An 18,189-nucleotide genomic window follows, 5' to 3' on the forward strand; every position below is an offset into this window, starting at 1 on the left:
TATACAAAACATTAGGGGTGAAAAGATGAACGTATTAGAAATTAAAAACTTAACGAAAAAATTTAGCGATTTTATCGCAGTTGATAATATGTCCCTTTCGATTGCAGAAGGAGAAATATTTGGATTTCTTGGTGCAAATGGTGCAGGCAAAAGCACGACAATAAATATGATTGCAGGTTTACTTCGGAGTAATGAAGGAACAATTAATATTCTCGGGAAAAACATCACAAAAAACAGTCGATTTGCCAAAATGAATATCGGTATGGTTCCTCAAGATTTAGCGATTTATGAAGATTTGACAGCATATGAAAACGTGAAATTTTTTGCCGGCTTATATGGCTTACGTGGTGATGAACTAAAGGATCGAGTGGAGGAAGCACTTGAATTTGTTGGGTTACATGATAAGCATAAAAGCTATCCGAAAAATTTTTCCGGCGGTATGAAACGGCGCTTAAATATCGCCTGTGCGATTGCCCATCGTCCTAAATTGATCATTATGGATGAACCTACTGTTGGGATTGATCCGCACTCCCGTAATTATATTTTGACATCGGTTCGGAAGTTAAATGAAATGGGTTGTACGATTATTTACACAAGTCACTATATGGAGGAAGTAGAGGAAATTTGCTCACGCATCGCCATTATTGATCACGGTAAAATTATTGCCGAAGGAACGAAGGAACAATTGAAATCAATTATTACGAATACGAAAGATATATGGATTGAAGTGAAGTCTACCGAAAATATAATGATTGATCGCATTAAAGAAATTAATGGTGTCGAGGCTGTTCAACTTGATGAAAATCTTATTAAAATCAATTCCGATACAGGCGTGAATAACTTAAACAAAATTATTGAGCACTTTATTACTAACCATATCGAAATTCGCTCCTTACAAGAAAAAGCACCAAATTTAGAAACGGTATTTTTAACATTAACAGGTAGAAATTTAAGGGACTAATAAGGAGGTGATTTCGTTGAATATCATCAATATTGCATGGAAGGAAATTAAGAGTGATTTCCGCGACATTCGCACGGCAGTATTTATGCTCGCTTTACCGATTGTACTAATGCTTGTACTCGGCACCGCATTGTCGAACACATTTACAACAAGTATCCAAATAGACGATATGAACGTTTTATATAAAGATCAAACAAACGGAGAATTTTCTCAGTATTTCTCTCGGTTTGTCGTTGAGGCAAAACAATCAGGAATTCACTTTAAGAAAGCTTCGGAAGAGTTTTCCGGAAAAGAGGCTGTGAAGCAAAACAAATATGATGGTTATCTTGAAGTGAATCAAAAGGGAATCCGGCTGTATCTCAATGAACGGAATAGTATTGAAGGAAGCATTTTACAAGGAATGCTCACTTCTTTCGTCGATAAATATAATGTTGCCCAGGAAGTCGTAAAGATTGCTCCTGATCAAATTGGAACCGTTTTTTCAACAGAAAAGCATCATGATTACATTACAAATACCTCTCTTTTACCAAAAAAATCACCAAGCTCAATGGATTATTACGCGATTGTCATGACAACGATGATTGCGTTATATGGAGCAATGTCTGCAAGCTCCCTTATTGCGGGTGAAAGGGCACGAAAAACCGGTGATCGACTAATTGTCGCTCCCGTTCGGAAAAGTGAAATTTTTATCGGGAAAGTAGCAGGAAATATCGTTTTAAATACGCTTTGTGTTCTCCTTGTTGTTCTTTTTAGCAAAATTCTCTTTCATGCTAATTGGGGTGACCATTTTGGAACCGTATTTCTTGTTTTATTTACCGAGGTGATCTTCGCAGTCAGTCTTGGTCTCGGAATTAGTTATTTGACAAAATCAAACGCATCAACAAGTGTGATTCTTATGTTAGTAATCCAATTAGCATCATTTTTCGGAGGGGCCTATTTTAAAATTGAAAATCCTGAAGGAATTTTTAAATTTATTACAGAACTTTCTCCGCTCACATGGATTAATCGAGCGGTAACGAAAATTATTTATACAAATGATCTATCGGCTGCGATCCCAGCCATCAGCTTAAATATTGGAATTGCCGTTTTATTCCTACTCATAGCGGTGATTTCAATGCGTAGACGGGAGGGATTATAATGAAGGATATCCTTTGGTTAGTCCAAAACACATTAAGTGTAACATTTAAACAAAAGAAAAATATCATTATGTACCTTTTCATGCCACTCATCGGAATCTTCATTTCTTTAATTGCTTATGGCGGTGATCAAAAGATGATCCTTCATGTTGGCGTTGTTAATCATGACGAAAGCAGGATTACAGCCGATACCATCAAGTTTCTAGAAGACTTAGAAAATGTGGAAGTTACAAAGATTGAGGAATCAAATGTACAAGAAAAAATAACATCGGGGTCACTCGATAGCGTGATTACTTTTGATCGCGGCTATTCAGAAAGTGTGTTACGTGGTGAACCAAATGATATTCAGATTACATCTATTAAAGGGGCAGAAGTTACTGGGTTTATTAAGTCCTATTTATATCAATATATCGATAATATTTCAACGCTTGGTAAGGTCGCAAATGGAAATCAACAAAATTTTGATTCCATGTATAAAAACTATCAAAAAACGGATTATACACTAACAACAAAATCATTAGCGGATACATCAAAAAATAATGATATGACCTATCAAACAGTCGGATTTTTAATCATGATTATGCTAATGTCAGCTGGGAATATGTCGGAGATTATTCTTTCGGAAAAAGAAAATCGTACGTATTTCCGATTGCTCTCAACGCCGATCAATGCGAGAACATATATACTTTCCAATGTTATTGTGAATATGATTGTGATGATTGTCCAGGTTCTTATCACTTTAACCGTTATGACAACGATATTTCATATTGATCTTAATATTCCTTATTGGGAAGCAATGGCTGTGATGTTCCTCTTTGCTTTAATATCTGTAGGAATATCGTTACTAACAACTTCCTTTGCTAACAATCGAAGTGCTGCAGGTGCACTGCAAAATTTAATCGTCTTACCAACTGTTATGTTATCTGGTTGTTTTTGGCCGGTTGAGGTGATGCCGGCTTCCATTCAAAAGGTAGCGAATTTCCTGCCACAGAGATGGACATTAGATACATTAACGAAATTGCAAGACGGAAATACATTAGGGAGCCTTTATTTAAACATTATGATTCTCCTTGCTTTTGCAGCTGCCTTTTTCTTAATAGCCATTTATAAGTTTAGTCGCAATCAAGATACAAGAAATTTTGTTTAATTTCATTGACAAACCCTGTTCCGCATAGTTCGGAACAGGGTTTTCTGTCTAGCCCCTCGGGGAGGTCAAATAATCTTCGGAGTAAAAGGAAATGATCGGACTTTTTTTAGAAACCAACCAGTTCATTAGATGCTAAAGTGAGTTTGATAAGCGGAGAAATTCCGCTTAATTTAGAAATCGCATTAAAAATGGCTTAAATAGACGTAAAAATTCCGGCTATTGACTCAAAAAACGTAAAAATGGGTAATTTTGCTTTGCTTAATCGGAAAATTTCCGCTTATATCCCCCGAACTAAGCTCTATCCAGCAGACTAACCGGAAAATCTCCGCTTATTGTCAGGGCTGAACAAGGCGCTCCACGCTTTTCCCATTTGCTCAATTAAAAAATGCAATAATCCTTGCTGCTGGTTCCAGTAATACTTGTCCAAGTAGTGTTCCTAATAACTTGGACCCGATTAACAAAATGACGAGTGCTTTTACATCGCCATACGGCCGCTTTCCTCTCAATGCTTGATCAGTAATAATGGCGGACTTTGGGTCGACAAGCAATGTTAATAAGATCGATGCAACCCCATTAATCATCCCTGATGAGGCCGAAGTAGCGAGTCGATACTTTTCATCAACGAAGGTAGATGCATAAAAAGCCGATAGCACCCCGATTGTATAGACTGCTGTAATAATTGTATTTAAGATTAATAGCCTTTTCGGAATTTCTTTATAACGTAACTTTGCCCACATCGATTTACGCGGTTTCGTCGTACTTTTTACCATTCGTTTAATATTGTTAATATGAAGAGCCTCTACAACGATTGATGGTACCGAACCTTTTATATCAAGTTTATCGACCGCTTTTGAAAAAATCTTTAAAAATGTTGGAATGAGCACGATGCCCAATATTGTTCCGGTCGTTGCCGCAAAAATAACGAGATGTAAATCCCATTTAGGGTTTAGTCCCTTTTCAATACTTAAACCAATGATTAATCCAAGCAATGGTGCTTGGAACATATTTGCCGTCCTGGAAATAAGTACAAATATATTGAATAATGATAGAGATAATGCATATTTTCCGCTCTTTACGGAGTTTAGTCTGACAGAATACGCAAGTGTATCAATTAAATGAATGATGATAGTTAATCCAATCAATTCGATTAAACGAAGATCCATGGTGGTCCCCCTATTTATAAAATCACCTTTTTAATTCTACCATCAAACATTCTTTGTTTATCAATTATTATCCTTCTTTTAGAATTAAAAATAAAACGACTATGGGTGCAATTTTGGAAAAGGAAGAATATCGCATGCAACCATAAGAAAACCTATTCAATGATGAATAGGTCAATGTTTGCTTATTGTTTCTTCAGCTGCATCTACGGTATGTTTTAGCAGCATCGAGATGGTTACAGGACCGACACCGCCGGGAACGGGAGTAATGGCGCTTGCCTTTTCACTGCAGGCTTCATAATCAACATCGCCGATATTTCCTTTGTTGTACCCTGCATCAAGGACAACGGCGCCTTGTTTAATCCAATCGCCTTGAATAAATTTCGGTTTGCCTACAGCGGCTACGACAATATCTCCTAATTGAACCACTTCCGATAAATTGGTCGTTCTCGAATGACAGGTTGTTACTGTAGCATTTTCGTTTAGTAGCAAAGCGGAAACTGGTTTTCCTAATATCGGGCTTCTTCCAATAACGACTGCATGTTTTCCTTCAATCGGAATTTGATAGAAATGTAGAATACTCATAATTGCTGCTGGAGTGCAGGAAGGATATTTTCCAAAACCAAGTGCGGTTTGCCCATATCCAAAGCTTGTTACACCATCGACGTCTTTTTCAATCGAAATGGTTTCAAATGCTTTTCGCTCATCAATATGGGATGGGACGGGATGCTGCAGCAAAATACCATGTACGAATGCATCTTCATTTAACTTTTGAATGGTTTCAAGTAATTCTATTGTTTCTGTTTCTTTCGGGAGATGGATACGCAATGATTTTATGCCGATTTTTTCGCATTCATTTCCTTTCATTTTTACATAGGTTGCTGAAGATGGGTCATCACCGACTAAAATCGTTGCTAAGCAAGGCGTAACTCCCTTCTCCTTTAGGACTTGTACTCGTTCCACTAATTGATTTTTAATACTCTGAGCAACTTTTCTTCCATCTAAAATAAGGTTTTCCATTGAAGATCCTCCTTAGAAAATGGCTTTTCCACTACTATTATGGAAAAGTAATTTAAAAAATAAAAAAAGATAAAGATGGTCATATTCCCTTCCTTATCTCTGCCCAGACGACCCGACTCTATAAAAGCATAGCTCCCTTGTGGTTAATTCCACAAATGTCGTCAGTTACCATGCTGTTTATTTATTATATGCTAATAGTAGCATATTGATTTTTTATCGTAAATGTATAACTAGTGAAATATCGTGAATTAAGATTGATTCAAAATGAATAAATAGGATACATAATCTGTTGGAACTCCTGTATGCCCTAGCTGTCTTAAGATTGCAGTAATATTTCCACGATGATAGGTTCCATGGTTGACGACATGCTGGATTAACTCGGCATAAGTTGTATGTAGTGTCCCGTATTTAGGATGGTGAATAGAGATACGACGATTCATATCTTCTTGATTATTGATGAACGCTTTATACTTCTCACCTAAATTAACAAACGCATCTTCCATTTCTTCGATCGTATTATCAGCGTTTTCTTCCTTCAATTGTGGAATGGAGGCAGCGATGTCTTCGAATGGGTCTCCTGAAATGGTTCGCAACCAGATATAATCGACTTGATACAAATGATAGAGCACCTCTTTTACCGATGAAAAAACACTGTTTACTTCCTTTGAGTATGATTTCGGTATTTCTTTCAGGTGGGTAAAAATTGCTTTGTTTGCCCAGAGATGATATTGATAAAGCTGTAGTGAATGATCCAATGAAAATCCTCCTTCAACCGTTTTCTTTTATACTAATTCATTAAAAGAAGGCAATTTTCCTTTTTTATTTTTTAAAAACTTAGGTGTCAGGCACCCTTTTTACATATGTTGTCAGTGTTTGTGCCATATTATTGAATAAGGTTGTTTATATTTGCTATATGATTGAGTGGGGGAAGAGATGGATTCGATTTCTAGTACTATTATTCGGACTTTTATAGGCTTTTTCGTTTTATTTATTTTGATTCGCCTTCTCGGAAAAAAGCAAATTAGCCAAATGTCTTTTTTTCTTACATAACCGGGCTTGCCCTTGGGAATATAGCAGGGGAAATGGTGATCCATAAAGATATTAAAATTATTGATGGGATTACAGGGATTGCCTTATGGGTTTTCCTAACCGCTGCGATTGAGTTTATCGTCTTTAAATCATCAAAAGCAAGAGGCCTTTTAGACGGAGAGCCTACCATTCTTATCAAGCATGGAAAAATTATTGAGAAAGCACTTTCCTCCAATAAATTAAATATGGATGATTTAACTATGCTTTTACGTATAAAAAACGTGTTTGCTGTATCTGAAGTAGAGTATGCCATTTTAGAACCAAATGGACAGCTTAGCGTTCTAAAAAAAGAAGAATTCGAACCTGTCACAAAAAAAGATTCCAACATTCTAGTCAAACGAAGACCCTATATTCCAACCGAACTGATAGTCGACGGTAAAATTGTAAGCAAAAATTTAACAGAATTAAATATTAACGAAAACTGGTTAACTAATGAATTACATTTAAAAGGGTTTCAACAAGTAGAGGATATTTTTTATGCAGAACTGCAAACAGACGGAACAATTTACGTGGATGCAAAAATTAAGCTATAATGATTTTGAAAAAGGTAAATGAATGTTAATGAAGAATAGTACTATTATAAAATGTAGAGGAGGAGTTTTTATGTTTCAAACAATTGATGGATTTTTACAAATGTGGAAGTATGAAGCAATGCAAACTCAAAAGGTATTAGACCAACTAACTGACGAATCACTGCAACAGGAAACGGCGCCGGGCCATTGGACACTTGGGCGCACCGCATGGCATGTGACGACTGCTATTAAAGTAATTGGCTCACAATCCGGTCTCACATTCGATGGACCGGATAAAGATTTTCCTGTTCCTGATTCTGCACAATATATTGCCGAGCAGTATAAAAAAATGACTGAAGCCTATCAAGAAACTGTTAAAACGCAATGGACTGATGAAAAATTGCAAGAAGTTCACAATATTTTCGGAAGGGACATGTCTAATGGCGCATTATTGATGTTTGTCATTCATCATCAAATTCACCATCGCGGCCAAATGACTATCTTAATGCGTCAAGCTGGATTGTCTGTGCCGGGAATTTATGGACCATCTAAAGAAGAATGGGCGAAAATGGGAATGGAAGCACCGAAAATGTAAAAGTTCAAAGCCAAAAATGCTATCTTTTAGATATGAATTATCTACAAGATAGCATTTTTATTACTCATTTAAATGAATCGAACAATTAAATAATTCACATTCCCATCCATTTTCTTTATGAAGAATCTTAGTTAATGACGTGTTTCTCAACGATTGTTCTTGTTTTAAATGGGGAACAAGATCAGATAATAGACATTGAATAAACCCACCGTGGCTAACAATTAAAATATTTTTTGAGTGATGCTTAGTAATAATCTCTTCTATTAATGGGCGCCCCCTTTTTATCACACTATCCACCTTTTCGATTCCTAAATCCAGTTCTCTCCAACTAGAACCCCATTTTGAAATTCTCTCCGATTCAGTAGTCCCTTCGATTTGACCACCACTTACTTCACGTAGCCTTTCGTCTAAATGAAGAGGTATATGCTGCAATTTTTCTCCAATGATTTCAGCGGTTTGCCTTGCCCTTGATAAATCACTAGAATAAATCACATCCCATTTTTCTTGACTGATTCGTTCAGCTAGTTTCCTAGCCTGTAAGAGTCCTTCTTCATCAAGTGGTATATTAGAATTTCCTTGTGCTCTTCTTTCTTTATTCCACGCCGTACTCCCATGGCGAATAAAACCGATCCGTGTCATATTCTCCTCATCTCCCTATAAAAATATCTATATTTTTTTTAACAAACTTTTCATATATTGGTCCAAGCGGTCAACCATCATTTGGTCCGTGAGATTGGTAACTCCGAATGCGATCCATCCCGGATATACCTCTGGAGAGCCAAAAAGAATATCAATCAGAGACAACAAATCCCAATACGGATGATAACTGAATGAATAACCAGCTAGTTTTTCATATGCTGAAAGAAACTCATCAGCGGTGGATACACCAAATAGCATCGCTAAATTTAATCGGCAATGTCCAATATCTATCCCTGCAGGACCACGACAAGCATTCACCCAATCGACGACACCACTGACTTTATCATCTACCCATAATATGTTCGTTGGATGGTAATCTCTATGAATAAAGCATGGTTTCACCTGTGGACGCGGTTCTCTCACAAAATCGAAAACAGCCCCCCATAGTTCCGGATAACTCGACCAATCGGGAATCTCTAACTCTTTTACATCTTTATATGTAAAATAGGTCCACGGAAAATTATCCGCTTGAACCGAATGAATCCGAACAAGTGATTCAGCCAGCCCATCTAACCACCTTTCCATGTGTTGCGGTTTTAATAGAACTGTGCCTTCCAGTTTTGTCATAAGAACGGCGGGCATCCCACATCGGTCCCCCGTTTCATCAAATGCAATGATTTCAGGTGTTGGGATAGGGGCTTTTCTCGCCAAACGCAAGCTTTCCGCTTCGTGTCTGGCTAAGTCCGGTTCTTCCTTCAGCCATTCATCGTTATCAAATTGACGTAGGACGACATCCCCCGTTGTAAGTGAAATGTGATGAACAGCCGACGAGATTCCACCATGCAGTCTTTTAATTGAACGAATCTCTGTTTCGGAACCGACAGACTTTCGCACCCAATCCAGCACTTGATCAGATAATGCTGATTTCATTTTTGTTCCTCCAAAACTATTTAAAGATCTTGAGATAGGCGTACCATATCAATCGTTTGTATTCCATTTTCATAGATTTCCTCGTCATAGTGCCGGAGGAAAAAATCGCGATCAATACCAATCATGCGAAATCCACATTTTTGGTATAGGGCAATTTGTGAAATACTTGAATTCCCTGTCCCTACTTCAATCGTTTTGAAACCTTGTGTTTTTGCCTGTTGAATGGCATGGAAGACTAATTGTTTTCCAATGCCTTTCCCTTGTTGTGCTTCATCAACGGCTATATTCACTAATTCAACTGTCTCAGGCCTTGTTGGAAGCAACACATATTCGCCAACCATCTTGCCACTTTGTTCAGCGATAAAGCATTGTCCCCTTTTTAAATATTCTTCAACTAGTTTTTTAGAGGGATCAGCTAGTAATAATAGATCCATAGGTGGATCTTCATTCAAATATAATTTCCTAATCTCCATCTTATTCTCCCTTTTATTTTTTTACGAAAAAATATGGTAAAACTATTGCTTTTTATCAAAATTATGGAACCTATGCCCGCAAACATAAGAAATTACTCCACTTTTTCACAAATAAAGGAACTAGTGTCTGTAGAATCGACATCCCCTCTTGATACCCATTCTTATTCAACAGTTAAGCTCTTCGCTAAATTTCTTGGTCGATCAACATCATAGCCTCTCACCGTTCCCGCATAATAGGCTAATAATTGCAGCGGGATGGCGGCAATGATCGGCATTAAAAAAGGATGGACTTCTGGAATATACATAACTTCGTCGACAATTTCACTAATGTCATCGTCCCCAATTGTTGTTACTCCTACAACAAACGCATCTCTCGCCTTAATTTCTTTAATGTTATTGATTGTTTTATCACGTAAATGTATCTGCGTAGAGAGGGCAATGACCGGAACTCCCGGAGTGATTAAGGCCATTGTTCCGTGTTTCATTTCACCCGCTGCATAGGCATCTGCATGTAAATAGGCGACTTCTTGCAGCTTAAGTGCTCCTTCCAATGCAAGCACATAATCGAGCCCCCTCCCAATAAGAAACAGGTTATCTTGATCTTCTGTCACTTGTGCGAACTGATCAATTGCATCTTGTGTCATAATTAACGTTTTCTCAACTTCTTCAGGAAGATTATATAATTCTTTTATCATTTCCGGAATCCGATCCATACCCGGACCATTTGTTTTTTCTGTTAACACGATTGCGAGCAGCAGTAAGACTGTAATTTGGGTAGTATAAGCCTTTGTTGCAGGAACGGATAATTCCGGTCCAGCATTTGTACATATCGTACAATCCGCTTTCCGTGCAAGATTACTGCGCTGTCTATTTGTAATTGCTATTGTTGAACTGCCATGTAATTTCGCTTCTTTTAAAGCGGATAATGTATCAGCTGTTTCTCCCGATTGACTAATGAAGATGACGAGATTTTTCTCATTAAGCGGTCCATGCTCATAGCGAAATTCGGAAGAAATCGACACTTCGACAGGTAGATTGAGCATCGATTCCATAACTTTTTTTCCTACCATTCCAGCATGGTAAGCTGTACCTGTTGCGACGATATCAATTTTTTGATATTGATCGATTGTTTTTTCTGCTAAAAAAGACTCAAGTTCCGGAATATGAACACGATCATCGATTAGTCTGCCTTCTAATGTTTTCTTAATTTCTTTCGGTTGTTCAATAATCTCTTTTAACATATAATGCTCATGTTCTTGCCTGCTAAAATCAGCCTGATCCCACTCGACAATTTTTTTCTCTGGTTGAATGGACATTCCTTCAACCGTCTCTACTTTTATTCCTTTAGGAGAAAGGACTGCAATTTCACCGTTTTTAATAGGATATATTTCTTTCGTATAGGAAAGAATCGCAGAGATATCCGATGATAAAAATGCCTCATCCTGACCAAAACCGATAATTAAAGGATTCTCTTGTGATATGGCGATGATGGTATCGGGATCAGATTTTGACATAATTGCTAACGCAAATGAACCTTTTAAATATGGCAAAACTTTTTTTACCGTATCCGCAAAATTGCCTGTATCAAAATGTGCAAGTAGATGTGGAATCACTTCTGTATCGGTCTCGGTAGTAAAATGGTGACCATTTTCTATTAACATATTTTTAAGCTGGCGATTGTTTTCGATAATCCCATTATGAACGACAAAAAATTGTTCATTCTCATCGCTTAATGGATGTGCATTCAATACTGTAGGTGCACCGTGTGAGGCCCATCTTGTATGGCCGATACCAAGCTTTCCATTCGTCATCGGCTCAATTTCCAATAATGCTTCTAAATCCTCGACACGTCCTTTTTCTTTACGTACTTCAATCGTTTTCATATTCGAAATGGCAATTCCAGCTGAATCGTAGCCACGGTAATCCAAATGGGTTAAACAATTTAATATGACAGTATGAGCCGAAGATTTCCCTATATATCCAACAATTCCACTCACGATCTTTTCACCTCGATTTGATACTTAAACTTATGTAAATTTCATTATAAGTATTATATACGATAAAGTTGCGGAACTGGTATAGATATCCATTGGTTCATTGTTCAATTGGCTGAACTAGGTGATGTATTTTAGAAAATACATGCCACCAAATAGAAAACCCCTCGTTCCAATTTGGAAGAGGGGGAGTTGTTACAGTTTAAATTTTTTCAAAAGTAATTGAAGATCTTCCGCAAGTTTCGACAATGCTTTCGATGAAGAAGTAATTTCTTGCATTGATGCAACTGTTTCTTCTGTTGTTGAGGCAATTTCATCTGCTGCCGATGAGTTTTCTTTTGCAATCGACGCAAGTTCGTTCGCTATAGATGTAACCTCTTCAACACCGGCAGTAATTTGTTGTGAAATCGCTGCAACGTCCTCCATTTGTGGAGCAATTTCTTTCATTCCATGTAAAATTTGATTGAATTTTGCAATTGTTTCTTTTGAAATTGAAAGCCCCAACTCCACTTTCTGAGTCGCGTCATGCATTGTCTGTACAGAACTGTCGGTTTCCTTTTGTATTTCCGTAATGAGTGTTGATATTTGCTGTGCTGATTGTCTTGATTGTTCGGCGAGTTTTCTAATTTCGTCAGCTACTACTGCAAAGCCTTTTCCGGACTCTCCAGCTCTTTCAGCTTCAATCGCTGCATTTAATGCCAGCAAATTCGTTTGATCGGCGATTCCCGTAATCAATTCAATGATCGTACTAATTTCCTTGGAACGATCAGATAGAGCAGTAATTTTTACATTGGACTGTTCCACCGATTGATAGATTTCCTTCATCTGCTCGACTGTACGATTAACAAACGCTCCACCTTCATCTGCCAATTTGGTTGTACTTCTTGTCAATTCTGTTACCTGTGTCGTGTTATCTGCTACCCTTCCAATGCCGAGGGCAATTTCATCCATTGCATTTGCGTTATTTTCAATACCAACCGTTTGATTTTCTGCTCCTTTCGAAATTTGTTCAATCGCTGCCGCGACATGTTCTGTAGCACTTGTCGTTTCTTCCGCACTTGCATTCAATTGTTCCGAAGATGCGGAAAGCTGAAAGGCACTTTCATCTATTTGCTGAATTAACTCCCTTAAATTTCTTGTCATCGAATTAAAGGATTGGGCTAAATCATTGATTTCGTCGGAAGTTTGTACGTCTATATTTAAGGATAAATCCCCTTCACTCACCTGATTAGCTGCATTTTTTAATTTATGCAGTGGTGTAATTATAGAACGAATGATAAGGAATATTGCGATTCCACCAATAATGAACGCTATTAGGTTAATGAGTCCCGTGTTCAACATAATCGGTCTTGCTGCATCAGTTGTTTCTGACAAATACATCGTTCCCGCTATCTTCCAACCGGTTAGCTTATTCGTGTTAAACACCATTTGTTTCGCGGCACCATCTAAATGATAAGTAAATTGTCCGGCGTCTTTTTTGTAAAGCTTATTGTAAAAAGATTGTGTTGCTGCTTTTCCACCTTTTTCGTGCGGATGGGCGATAAACTTTTCGCTCTTGTCCAATATCATGGTATACCCTTTAGCACCAATATTAATTTTCTTAGCGATACTATTAATATTTTCCAAAGAAATATCTATTCCTATTACTCCGGAATGGTCATTCAATGTTTTTGCAATGGTAATAACCATATCACCTGAAGTTGAGGATATATATGGCTCAGTAATAATTGTCTTACCCGGCTGTTTCATCGCTTCTTGATACCATGGTCTTTGACTAGGTACATATCCTTTTGGAACATTACTTTTCGGAGATTTAATCATTAATCCTGTTTCTGTACCAATATAAGCTAATTGCACATATTTATGAAGCTTTATATACTGATCGAGTTTCGTACGTATCTTTGGACTTTCTAACCCTTTGTAATCTTTTGATGTTATTGTTTCTGCAAAAAAATCAGCATCCGATAAATAAGGGGATATTGTATCATCAATAATATTATTTAAAGTATCTACATTTTCACTTGCTGCTCTCATCATTTCCTTTTCAAGGCTATTTTTCGAGCTGAAATAAGACGATGCACCGATAATTACTGTTGGTACAATTAACATAATCACAAAAGATACAGATAATTTTTTTCGAATCGTCATCTTGAAGAATTTATTTAATTTGATTTTCACGTTGCTAGTCTCCTTGGTTCGTTATAAGAAAGAAAATTTATGTATCTTCTCACTTAAAAGCTTTATTATCCATCACTGTTGATTTTTCGCTGTTGGTCTGCTCTGATCATTGTAGTTAAAAAATCAACAATTGATTTAGATTATTATTAATCTCTTTTTTTATCGACAATTTTTTTAACATTTTTAGATTTATTTTCTCGTTAAAATTTCCCATTTTATATTTATTTTCGACTTGTCCTTATTCATTCGATAAGCATATAGACAGGTATGTATTTCATACAATGTTGTATGGAAAGGAGTCGATCATCATGTTTATTTATACCGTTCAACAAGGCGATTCTTTATATCGAATTGGTTCGAAGTATTCGGTTCCTGTTGAACAGATTCGACTTGCGAATGGCTTAAATCAAGTGAATATCGTTCCCGGGCAGGCATTACTTATTCCTTCGTACACATACATTGTCCAGCCCGGGGATAGTTTTTATACAATTGCACAAATGGCTTCTGTATCCGTTGAAAGTCTTAGAAGAGCAAATCCTTCCATTAACCCTGCTCGATTACAAGTAGGAATGATAGTTAGAATCCCTAATATTTCAAATTACAACGTGACAAGCTTGGGGTATTATTCTGTTCGAACGCCAGAAGCTGATCAACGCTTAATCACTGATTTCTCTCCTTATATTACTTATATCGCACTTTTTGAATATCATTTTTCAAGTGAAGGTGGTTTAAGTGCACTTAATGATCTTACAGGAATTAAAAGTGCATGGTCACATAGGGTAAAACCATTGATGACAATCACTAACTTAACTAAATCGGGATTTAGTTCACAATTGACTAGTCAAATGCTGAATAATTCTACAGCAAGAAATACACTCATTAACCGAATCTTACAAGAAGTATCGACGAAAGGATACGATGGCGTAAACATTGATTTCGAGATGATTCTTGAGAAGGATAGAGATCTTTTCACTGGATTTTTGCGAGAACTTCGTGATCGGTTAAAGCCTGCCGGTCATTTATTAACGATTGCTGTCCCACCGAAAACAAGTGACAATATCCCTTGGCTGAAGGGCTACGATTATGGCGGAATAGGCTCCGTCGTCGACTTGATGTTTATTATGGCATACGACTGGCATCATAGTGCTAGTGAGCCTGGACCAGTGGCTCCTATTAATGAAGTAAGACGGACGATTCAATTTGCAATTGATCGAGTTCCGCGGAAGAAAATACTATTAGGTCTTCCTCTATATGGTTATGATTGGACACTGCCTTATAATCCAAAAACGATTGCTCCGGGAATTTCTAATCAAAATGCTGTACGGCTTGCCATGCAGCACCAAGCGGAGATCCACTATTCAAAGGAATATGAATCTCCCTATTTCTATTATGTTGACGGTCAAGGAAATCGTCATGTAGTTGGATTTGAAGATGCGAGAAGTATAAGCAAAAAAATGCAGCTTATCCGTGAGTTCCAAATTGGCGGTGTCGGGGCGTGGCAGTTATCACTAGGCTTCCCTGAAGGTCCGTGGCTTCTAACAAAGTTTTTCCATATAAAAAAAACTTGAATCTATTGGAGGGAACAAAATCATTAGTTCCCTCCTTTTATTTTCCGGAAATTGTGTTAAAGAGGTTCGTAGGTTTTCCTTTTTTTATTTTAGGGTATTAAGTTATAAAACTAATTTGAAAGGAGTATCGATGATGGACAATCTAGCTACAAAAACAAATAAGGAAGAAATTCAATCTAAATTAATGATTCAAGTTTTTGATGAACAAGGAAGTTATCCTTTTCGATCTTTAGATTTTTCAAATAAGATTGTTTTTGAAATGTTTGATTATACATTACGAACTCCTTTAGAGAAGGCAGATGCGTTTTCTCAATTATTGAAGGTTCCATTTGAATGTAATCTTTGGATTCTTCCAGTTACTGAAAAAACGTTAGCGTATCAACAAGCAATCCCTGAATTAAAGTCTGCTGCTTTGTTGGATATGCTGTCATCTATTAAAGATACGATACAAAGGGATCGAACATTTATCATAACAACCCTTCAACAAATTAAGTCTATCGCCAAATTTTGTAAGGACCTCGGGTTTACATTGAAAAATTTAGAACAGAGGGAATTAGAAAATATCCGAGTTTCGTATTAATTACATATTAGGTTATTTGACCTCGAGGGGCTAGGCACTGGGCTAGACAGAAATGAAAGTTTTCTTACCTTTTTTAAAAAGAACTGCAGAAGGATGAATTTGATGTACATTCTTCCGCAGTTCTTTTCTGCTTATCTATTCATTTTTATATTTTTTTTCACTAGATGAGGTATCTTTACTTTTATGCTTATCTTTTTCATCTTGCATGTTTTCGTTTAAATCCTCCATCGGAATTGGGTCCACATTTTGCTCGCTTTCATATTTATCAAATAGACTTTCCTTTTCTGTTTTATATTGTTCTGGGTGATCGAATGTTTTAGTACTTGATTTTTTATCCACGATAAACACTCCTCGTTAGTTTTTATCCATTTACCCTTTTCATCACTCATTACACATTAACTGTGTACAATTTGTTCTCCCTCTATTACATTTAAATTAAATTTTTAAATTTTTTGTAACCTTTTTTTGTTCCATTCGACTAATGTATTTAGGGGGGAGTAGTGATGGAAAAACAATTTTATGACATTTATGAAAAGTATCATCAAAATTTATTTCAATTTCTGTTTTATATGGTTAAAAGCCGTGAACATGCTGAAGATTTAATTCAAGAAGTATATATTCGTATCCTAAAATCGTATCATCAATTTGAAAATAGAAGCAGTGAAAAAACATGGATTTTCTCCATTGCCAAACATGTTGCGTTTGATTTTTTTCGGAAGCAAAAAAGATGGAAACACCGAATATCCGATAGTTTTGATGGTGAAACAAATCTTATTAGTGACCCTGCTCCACTCCCTGAAGAGATTGCACTACAAAATGAATCCATCCAAATGATGTATCGCTGTTTAGATAAATGCAAGCTGGACCAACGGTTGGTCCTCATTTTAAGATATATACAATCCCTATCCATTCAGGAAACGGCTTCTGTATTAGGTTGGTCTGAAGGAAAAGTCAAAACAACACAGCATCGGGCCTTAAAAACGATAAGAACGCTGATGCAAAATGAAATAGAGAAAGGAGAGGAGAATTGTGGAAAAATACGGTTGGAACGATAAATCCTACGATATTGAAAAACTATTCAAGCAACTTCCGGTCGTAAAAGACCACAGGACGCCGGAAGAGATCTATCAAGCAATAGCACCTAAAGTAAAAACGAAAAAGAATCACTCATGGTTTTTTCCAACCGTTGCATCCCTTGGTACGGTTTCCGTCGCCTTCCTTATCGTAGCATCCTTATTTCATTTTTCATCAGGTTCTATAGAAGAAAAAAGCAGTGTTGAAAATGTTAAAAGAGATGTTGCCATGAAGGCATTAAGTGCACCTGAGGTACCGAATGTATTTTCCGAAACGGATCAACGCTACGTGGTGCAGAAAGATCAAAATTTCATTACACTTGGGCTTCCTGCTTCAAAGGGCGAAAATATTGTCGTGCCAATCAGTATCATAATTGATAAAAAAGAAAAAACATCTATTCAAGAATTTAAAGAAAATCTTGATAATATTCCTAGTGAATCATGGGGGCTTCAACCCGCAGACTTTGAAAATATAAATAAACTTTCCACTGCAAAAAGTGAAAAAAACGGAAAGAAGGTCATTATCGATTTGCAAGATAATCGTTCCTTAAGTTCTTCTTCAAGGGGCGGAGCTTTTATTGAAACAGTAAAGGAATCCCTCCGTTATCAAAACGTTGACGAGGTTGAGTTTCAAACAGAAGGAAAACCTGGGGCAATAATAGAGAACAATAAACAGACCATTCTTCCTATTGAATCAACTGGGCAGAAGGCGTATTTCGAATATATGTATGATCAAGATTATCCGGTATTTTTAGCTCCGTCTTCGAAAAAGTATAAGACATTGCCTGAAGCAATAACTAATATGGAAAGTGAGCATTTCAGTTCAAATCCACCATTACATGCTCCGATTCCAAGGGGTGTCGACATCCAGAAAGTGAAGACCGAAGAGGACACAAAGCATGTGACCGTTCAATTTTCGAAAGACTCTGAGCTTATGAATAATCGTACATTTACTAGGATGATTGACAGTTTACTCCTTACAGCTCGAGATTTTGGTTATAAAACAGTCACCTTTACTGGTGCTGAAGAGGCAAACATCAGTCAAATAGGAAAAATCCAATTCAATACCAAAATTCCCGTTCCCGTTGCGCCAAATCCAGTTGTTATAAAATAAATATTGCAGGCGGTTGGATC

18 protein-coding genes and 1 riboswitch are annotated in these 18,189 nt (G+C 36.9%); of the genes, 9 read left to right on the forward strand and 9 right to left on the reverse strand.

What is annotated here, in order from left to right; translation table 11 throughout:
- Positions 1 to 25: 25 nt before the first annotated feature.
- The 3 genes from MKY81_RS00115 to MKY81_RS00125 are packed head-to-tail and all read left to right on the forward strand — an operon-like array spanning position 26 to position 3,244.
- Positions 26 to 961 carry an ABC transporter ATP-binding protein gene (locus MKY81_RS00115; protein ID WP_341116099.1) on the forward strand — a complete coding sequence of 312 codons (936 nt, stop codon included), beginning with the start codon at positions 26 to 28 and terminating at the stop codon, positions 959 to 961.
- A 16-nt stretch (positions 962 to 977) separates the two neighbouring features.
- Complete coding sequence (locus tag MKY81_RS00120) at positions 978 to 2,099, forward strand: ABC transporter permease (protein ID WP_328018681.1); 1,122 nt, start codon at positions 978 to 980, stop codon at positions 2,097 to 2,099.
- Positions 2,099 to 3,244: an ABC transporter permease gene (locus tag MKY81_RS00125; protein ID WP_066229010.1), complete on the forward strand. Its 1,146-nt coding sequence runs from the start codon at positions 2,099 to 2,101 to the stop codon at positions 3,242 to 3,244. Before MKY81_RS00120 ends, MKY81_RS00125 begins: the two co-directional genes overlap by 1 nt.
- Before the next feature lie 374 nt (positions 3,245 to 3,618).
- On the opposite strand, the gene MKY81_RS00130 is transcribed toward MKY81_RS00125, so the two are convergent.
- From MKY81_RS00130 to MKY81_RS00140, 3 genes are all read right to left on the reverse strand, one after another.
- A complete protein-coding gene (locus MKY81_RS00130; RefSeq protein WP_108070188.1) occupies positions 3,619 to 4,407 on the reverse strand; it encodes a lipid II flippase Amj family protein in 789 nt (262 codons plus the stop codon).
- A gap of 171 nt (positions 4,408 to 4,578) precedes the next feature.
- Positions 4,579 to 5,424, reverse strand: coding sequence for a bifunctional 5,10-methylenetetrahydrofolate dehydrogenase/5,10-methenyltetrahydrofolate cyclohydrolase (locus MKY81_RS00135; RefSeq protein ID WP_341116102.1), 846 nt, complete (start codon positions 5,422 to 5,424; stop codon positions 4,579 to 4,581).
- Between the two features lie 94 nt (positions 5,425 to 5,518).
- Positions 5,519 to 5,603, reverse strand: a riboswitch (ZMP/ZTP riboswitch).
- Positions 5,604 to 5,672: 69 nt separating this feature from the next.
- On the reverse strand, positions 5,673 to 6,179 hold the full coding sequence (locus tag MKY81_RS00140) for a DinB family protein (RefSeq protein ID WP_108070192.1): 507 nt from the start codon (positions 6,177 to 6,179) through the stop codon (positions 5,673 to 5,675).
- A gap of 327 nt (positions 6,180 to 6,506) precedes the next feature.
- Here MKY81_RS00140 and MKY81_RS00145 point away from each other — a divergent pair, with 327 nt between their 5' ends.
- Both MKY81_RS00145 and MKY81_RS00150 read left to right on the forward strand, forming a co-directional pair.
- The gene (locus tag MKY81_RS00145) at positions 6,507 to 7,046 is read left to right on the forward strand and encodes a DUF421 domain-containing protein (RefSeq protein ID WP_341116104.1); all 540 of its coding nucleotides are present in this window, start codon (positions 6,507 to 6,509) and stop codon (positions 7,044 to 7,046) included.
- Positions 7,047 to 7,116: 70 nt separating this feature from the next.
- Positions 7,117 to 7,620, forward strand: a complete 504-nt coding sequence (locus MKY81_RS00150; RefSeq protein ID WP_107920033.1) for a DinB family protein — start codon at positions 7,117 to 7,119, stop codon at positions 7,618 to 7,620.
- Positions 7,621 to 7,680: 60 nt separating this feature from the next.
- On the opposite strand, the gene MKY81_RS00155 is transcribed toward MKY81_RS00150, so the two are convergent.
- The 5 genes from MKY81_RS00155 to MKY81_RS00175 form a co-directional block, all read right to left on the reverse strand.
- A complete protein-coding gene (locus MKY81_RS00155; protein WP_066228991.1) occupies positions 7,681 to 8,259 on the reverse strand; it encodes a histidine phosphatase family protein in 579 nt (192 codons plus the stop codon).
- A gap of 27 nt (positions 8,260 to 8,286) precedes the next feature.
- Positions 8,287 to 9,189 (reverse strand): phosphotransferase family protein, encoded by a 903-nt coding sequence (locus MKY81_RS00160; RefSeq protein WP_107920016.1) that lies wholly within the window; start codon positions 9,187 to 9,189, stop codon positions 8,287 to 8,289.
- 20 nt (positions 9,190 to 9,209) lie between these two features.
- Complete coding sequence (locus tag MKY81_RS00165) at positions 9,210 to 9,662, reverse strand: GNAT family N-acetyltransferase (protein WP_066228985.1); 453 nt, start codon at positions 9,660 to 9,662, stop codon at positions 9,210 to 9,212.
- A gap of 161 nt (positions 9,663 to 9,823) precedes the next feature.
- Positions 9,824 to 11,659 (reverse strand): glutamine--fructose-6-phosphate transaminase (isomerizing), encoded by a 1,836-nt coding sequence (gene glmS / locus MKY81_RS00170; protein WP_107920014.1) that lies wholly within the window; start codon positions 11,657 to 11,659, stop codon positions 9,824 to 9,826.
- Positions 11,660 to 11,851: 192 nt separating this feature from the next.
- Entirely contained in the window at positions 11,852 to 13,834 is a 1,983-nt protein-coding gene (locus MKY81_RS00175) for a methyl-accepting chemotaxis protein (RefSeq protein ID WP_341116112.1), read from the reverse strand.
- 308 nt (positions 13,835 to 14,142) lie between these two features.
- Between MKY81_RS00175 and MKY81_RS00180 the strand changes: the two genes are divergently transcribed.
- Both MKY81_RS00180 and MKY81_RS00185 read left to right on the forward strand, forming a co-directional pair.
- The gene (locus MKY81_RS00180; RefSeq protein ID WP_341116113.1) at positions 14,143 to 15,402 is read left to right on the forward strand and encodes a glycosyl hydrolase family 18 protein; all 1,260 of its coding nucleotides are present in this window, start codon (positions 14,143 to 14,145) and stop codon (positions 15,400 to 15,402) included.
- A gap of 133 nt (positions 15,403 to 15,535) precedes the next feature.
- Positions 15,536 to 15,982, forward strand: coding sequence for a hypothetical protein (locus tag MKY81_RS00185; RefSeq protein WP_341116115.1), 447 nt, complete (start codon positions 15,536 to 15,538; stop codon positions 15,980 to 15,982).
- 135 nt (positions 15,983 to 16,117) lie between these two features.
- Here the strand turns inward: MKY81_RS00185 and MKY81_RS00190 are convergent, their stop codons facing one another.
- A complete protein-coding gene (locus MKY81_RS00190; protein WP_341116116.1) occupies positions 16,118 to 16,321 on the reverse strand; it encodes a hypothetical protein in 204 nt (67 codons plus the stop codon).
- Positions 16,322 to 16,485: 164 nt separating this feature from the next.
- Here MKY81_RS00190 and sigX point away from each other — a divergent pair, with 164 nt between their 5' ends.
- Both sigX and MKY81_RS00200 read left to right on the forward strand, forming a co-directional pair.
- Entirely contained in the window at positions 16,486 to 17,037 is a 552-nt protein-coding gene (gene sigX / locus MKY81_RS00195; protein ID WP_066228974.1) for an RNA polymerase sigma factor SigX, read from the forward strand.
- Entirely contained in the window at positions 17,012 to 18,169 is a 1,158-nt protein-coding gene (locus tag MKY81_RS00200) for a GerMN domain-containing protein (protein WP_108070202.1), read from the forward strand. The genes sigX and MKY81_RS00200 overlap by 26 nt, the downstream gene beginning before the upstream one ends.
- Positions 18,170 to 18,189 lie beyond the last annotated feature (20 nt).

This window comes from Heyndrickxia sp. FSL W8-0423 (assembly GCF_038009395.1).
Classification (GTDB): domain Bacteria; phylum Bacillota; class Bacilli; order Bacillales; family Bacillaceae_C; genus Heyndrickxia; species Heyndrickxia sporothermodurans.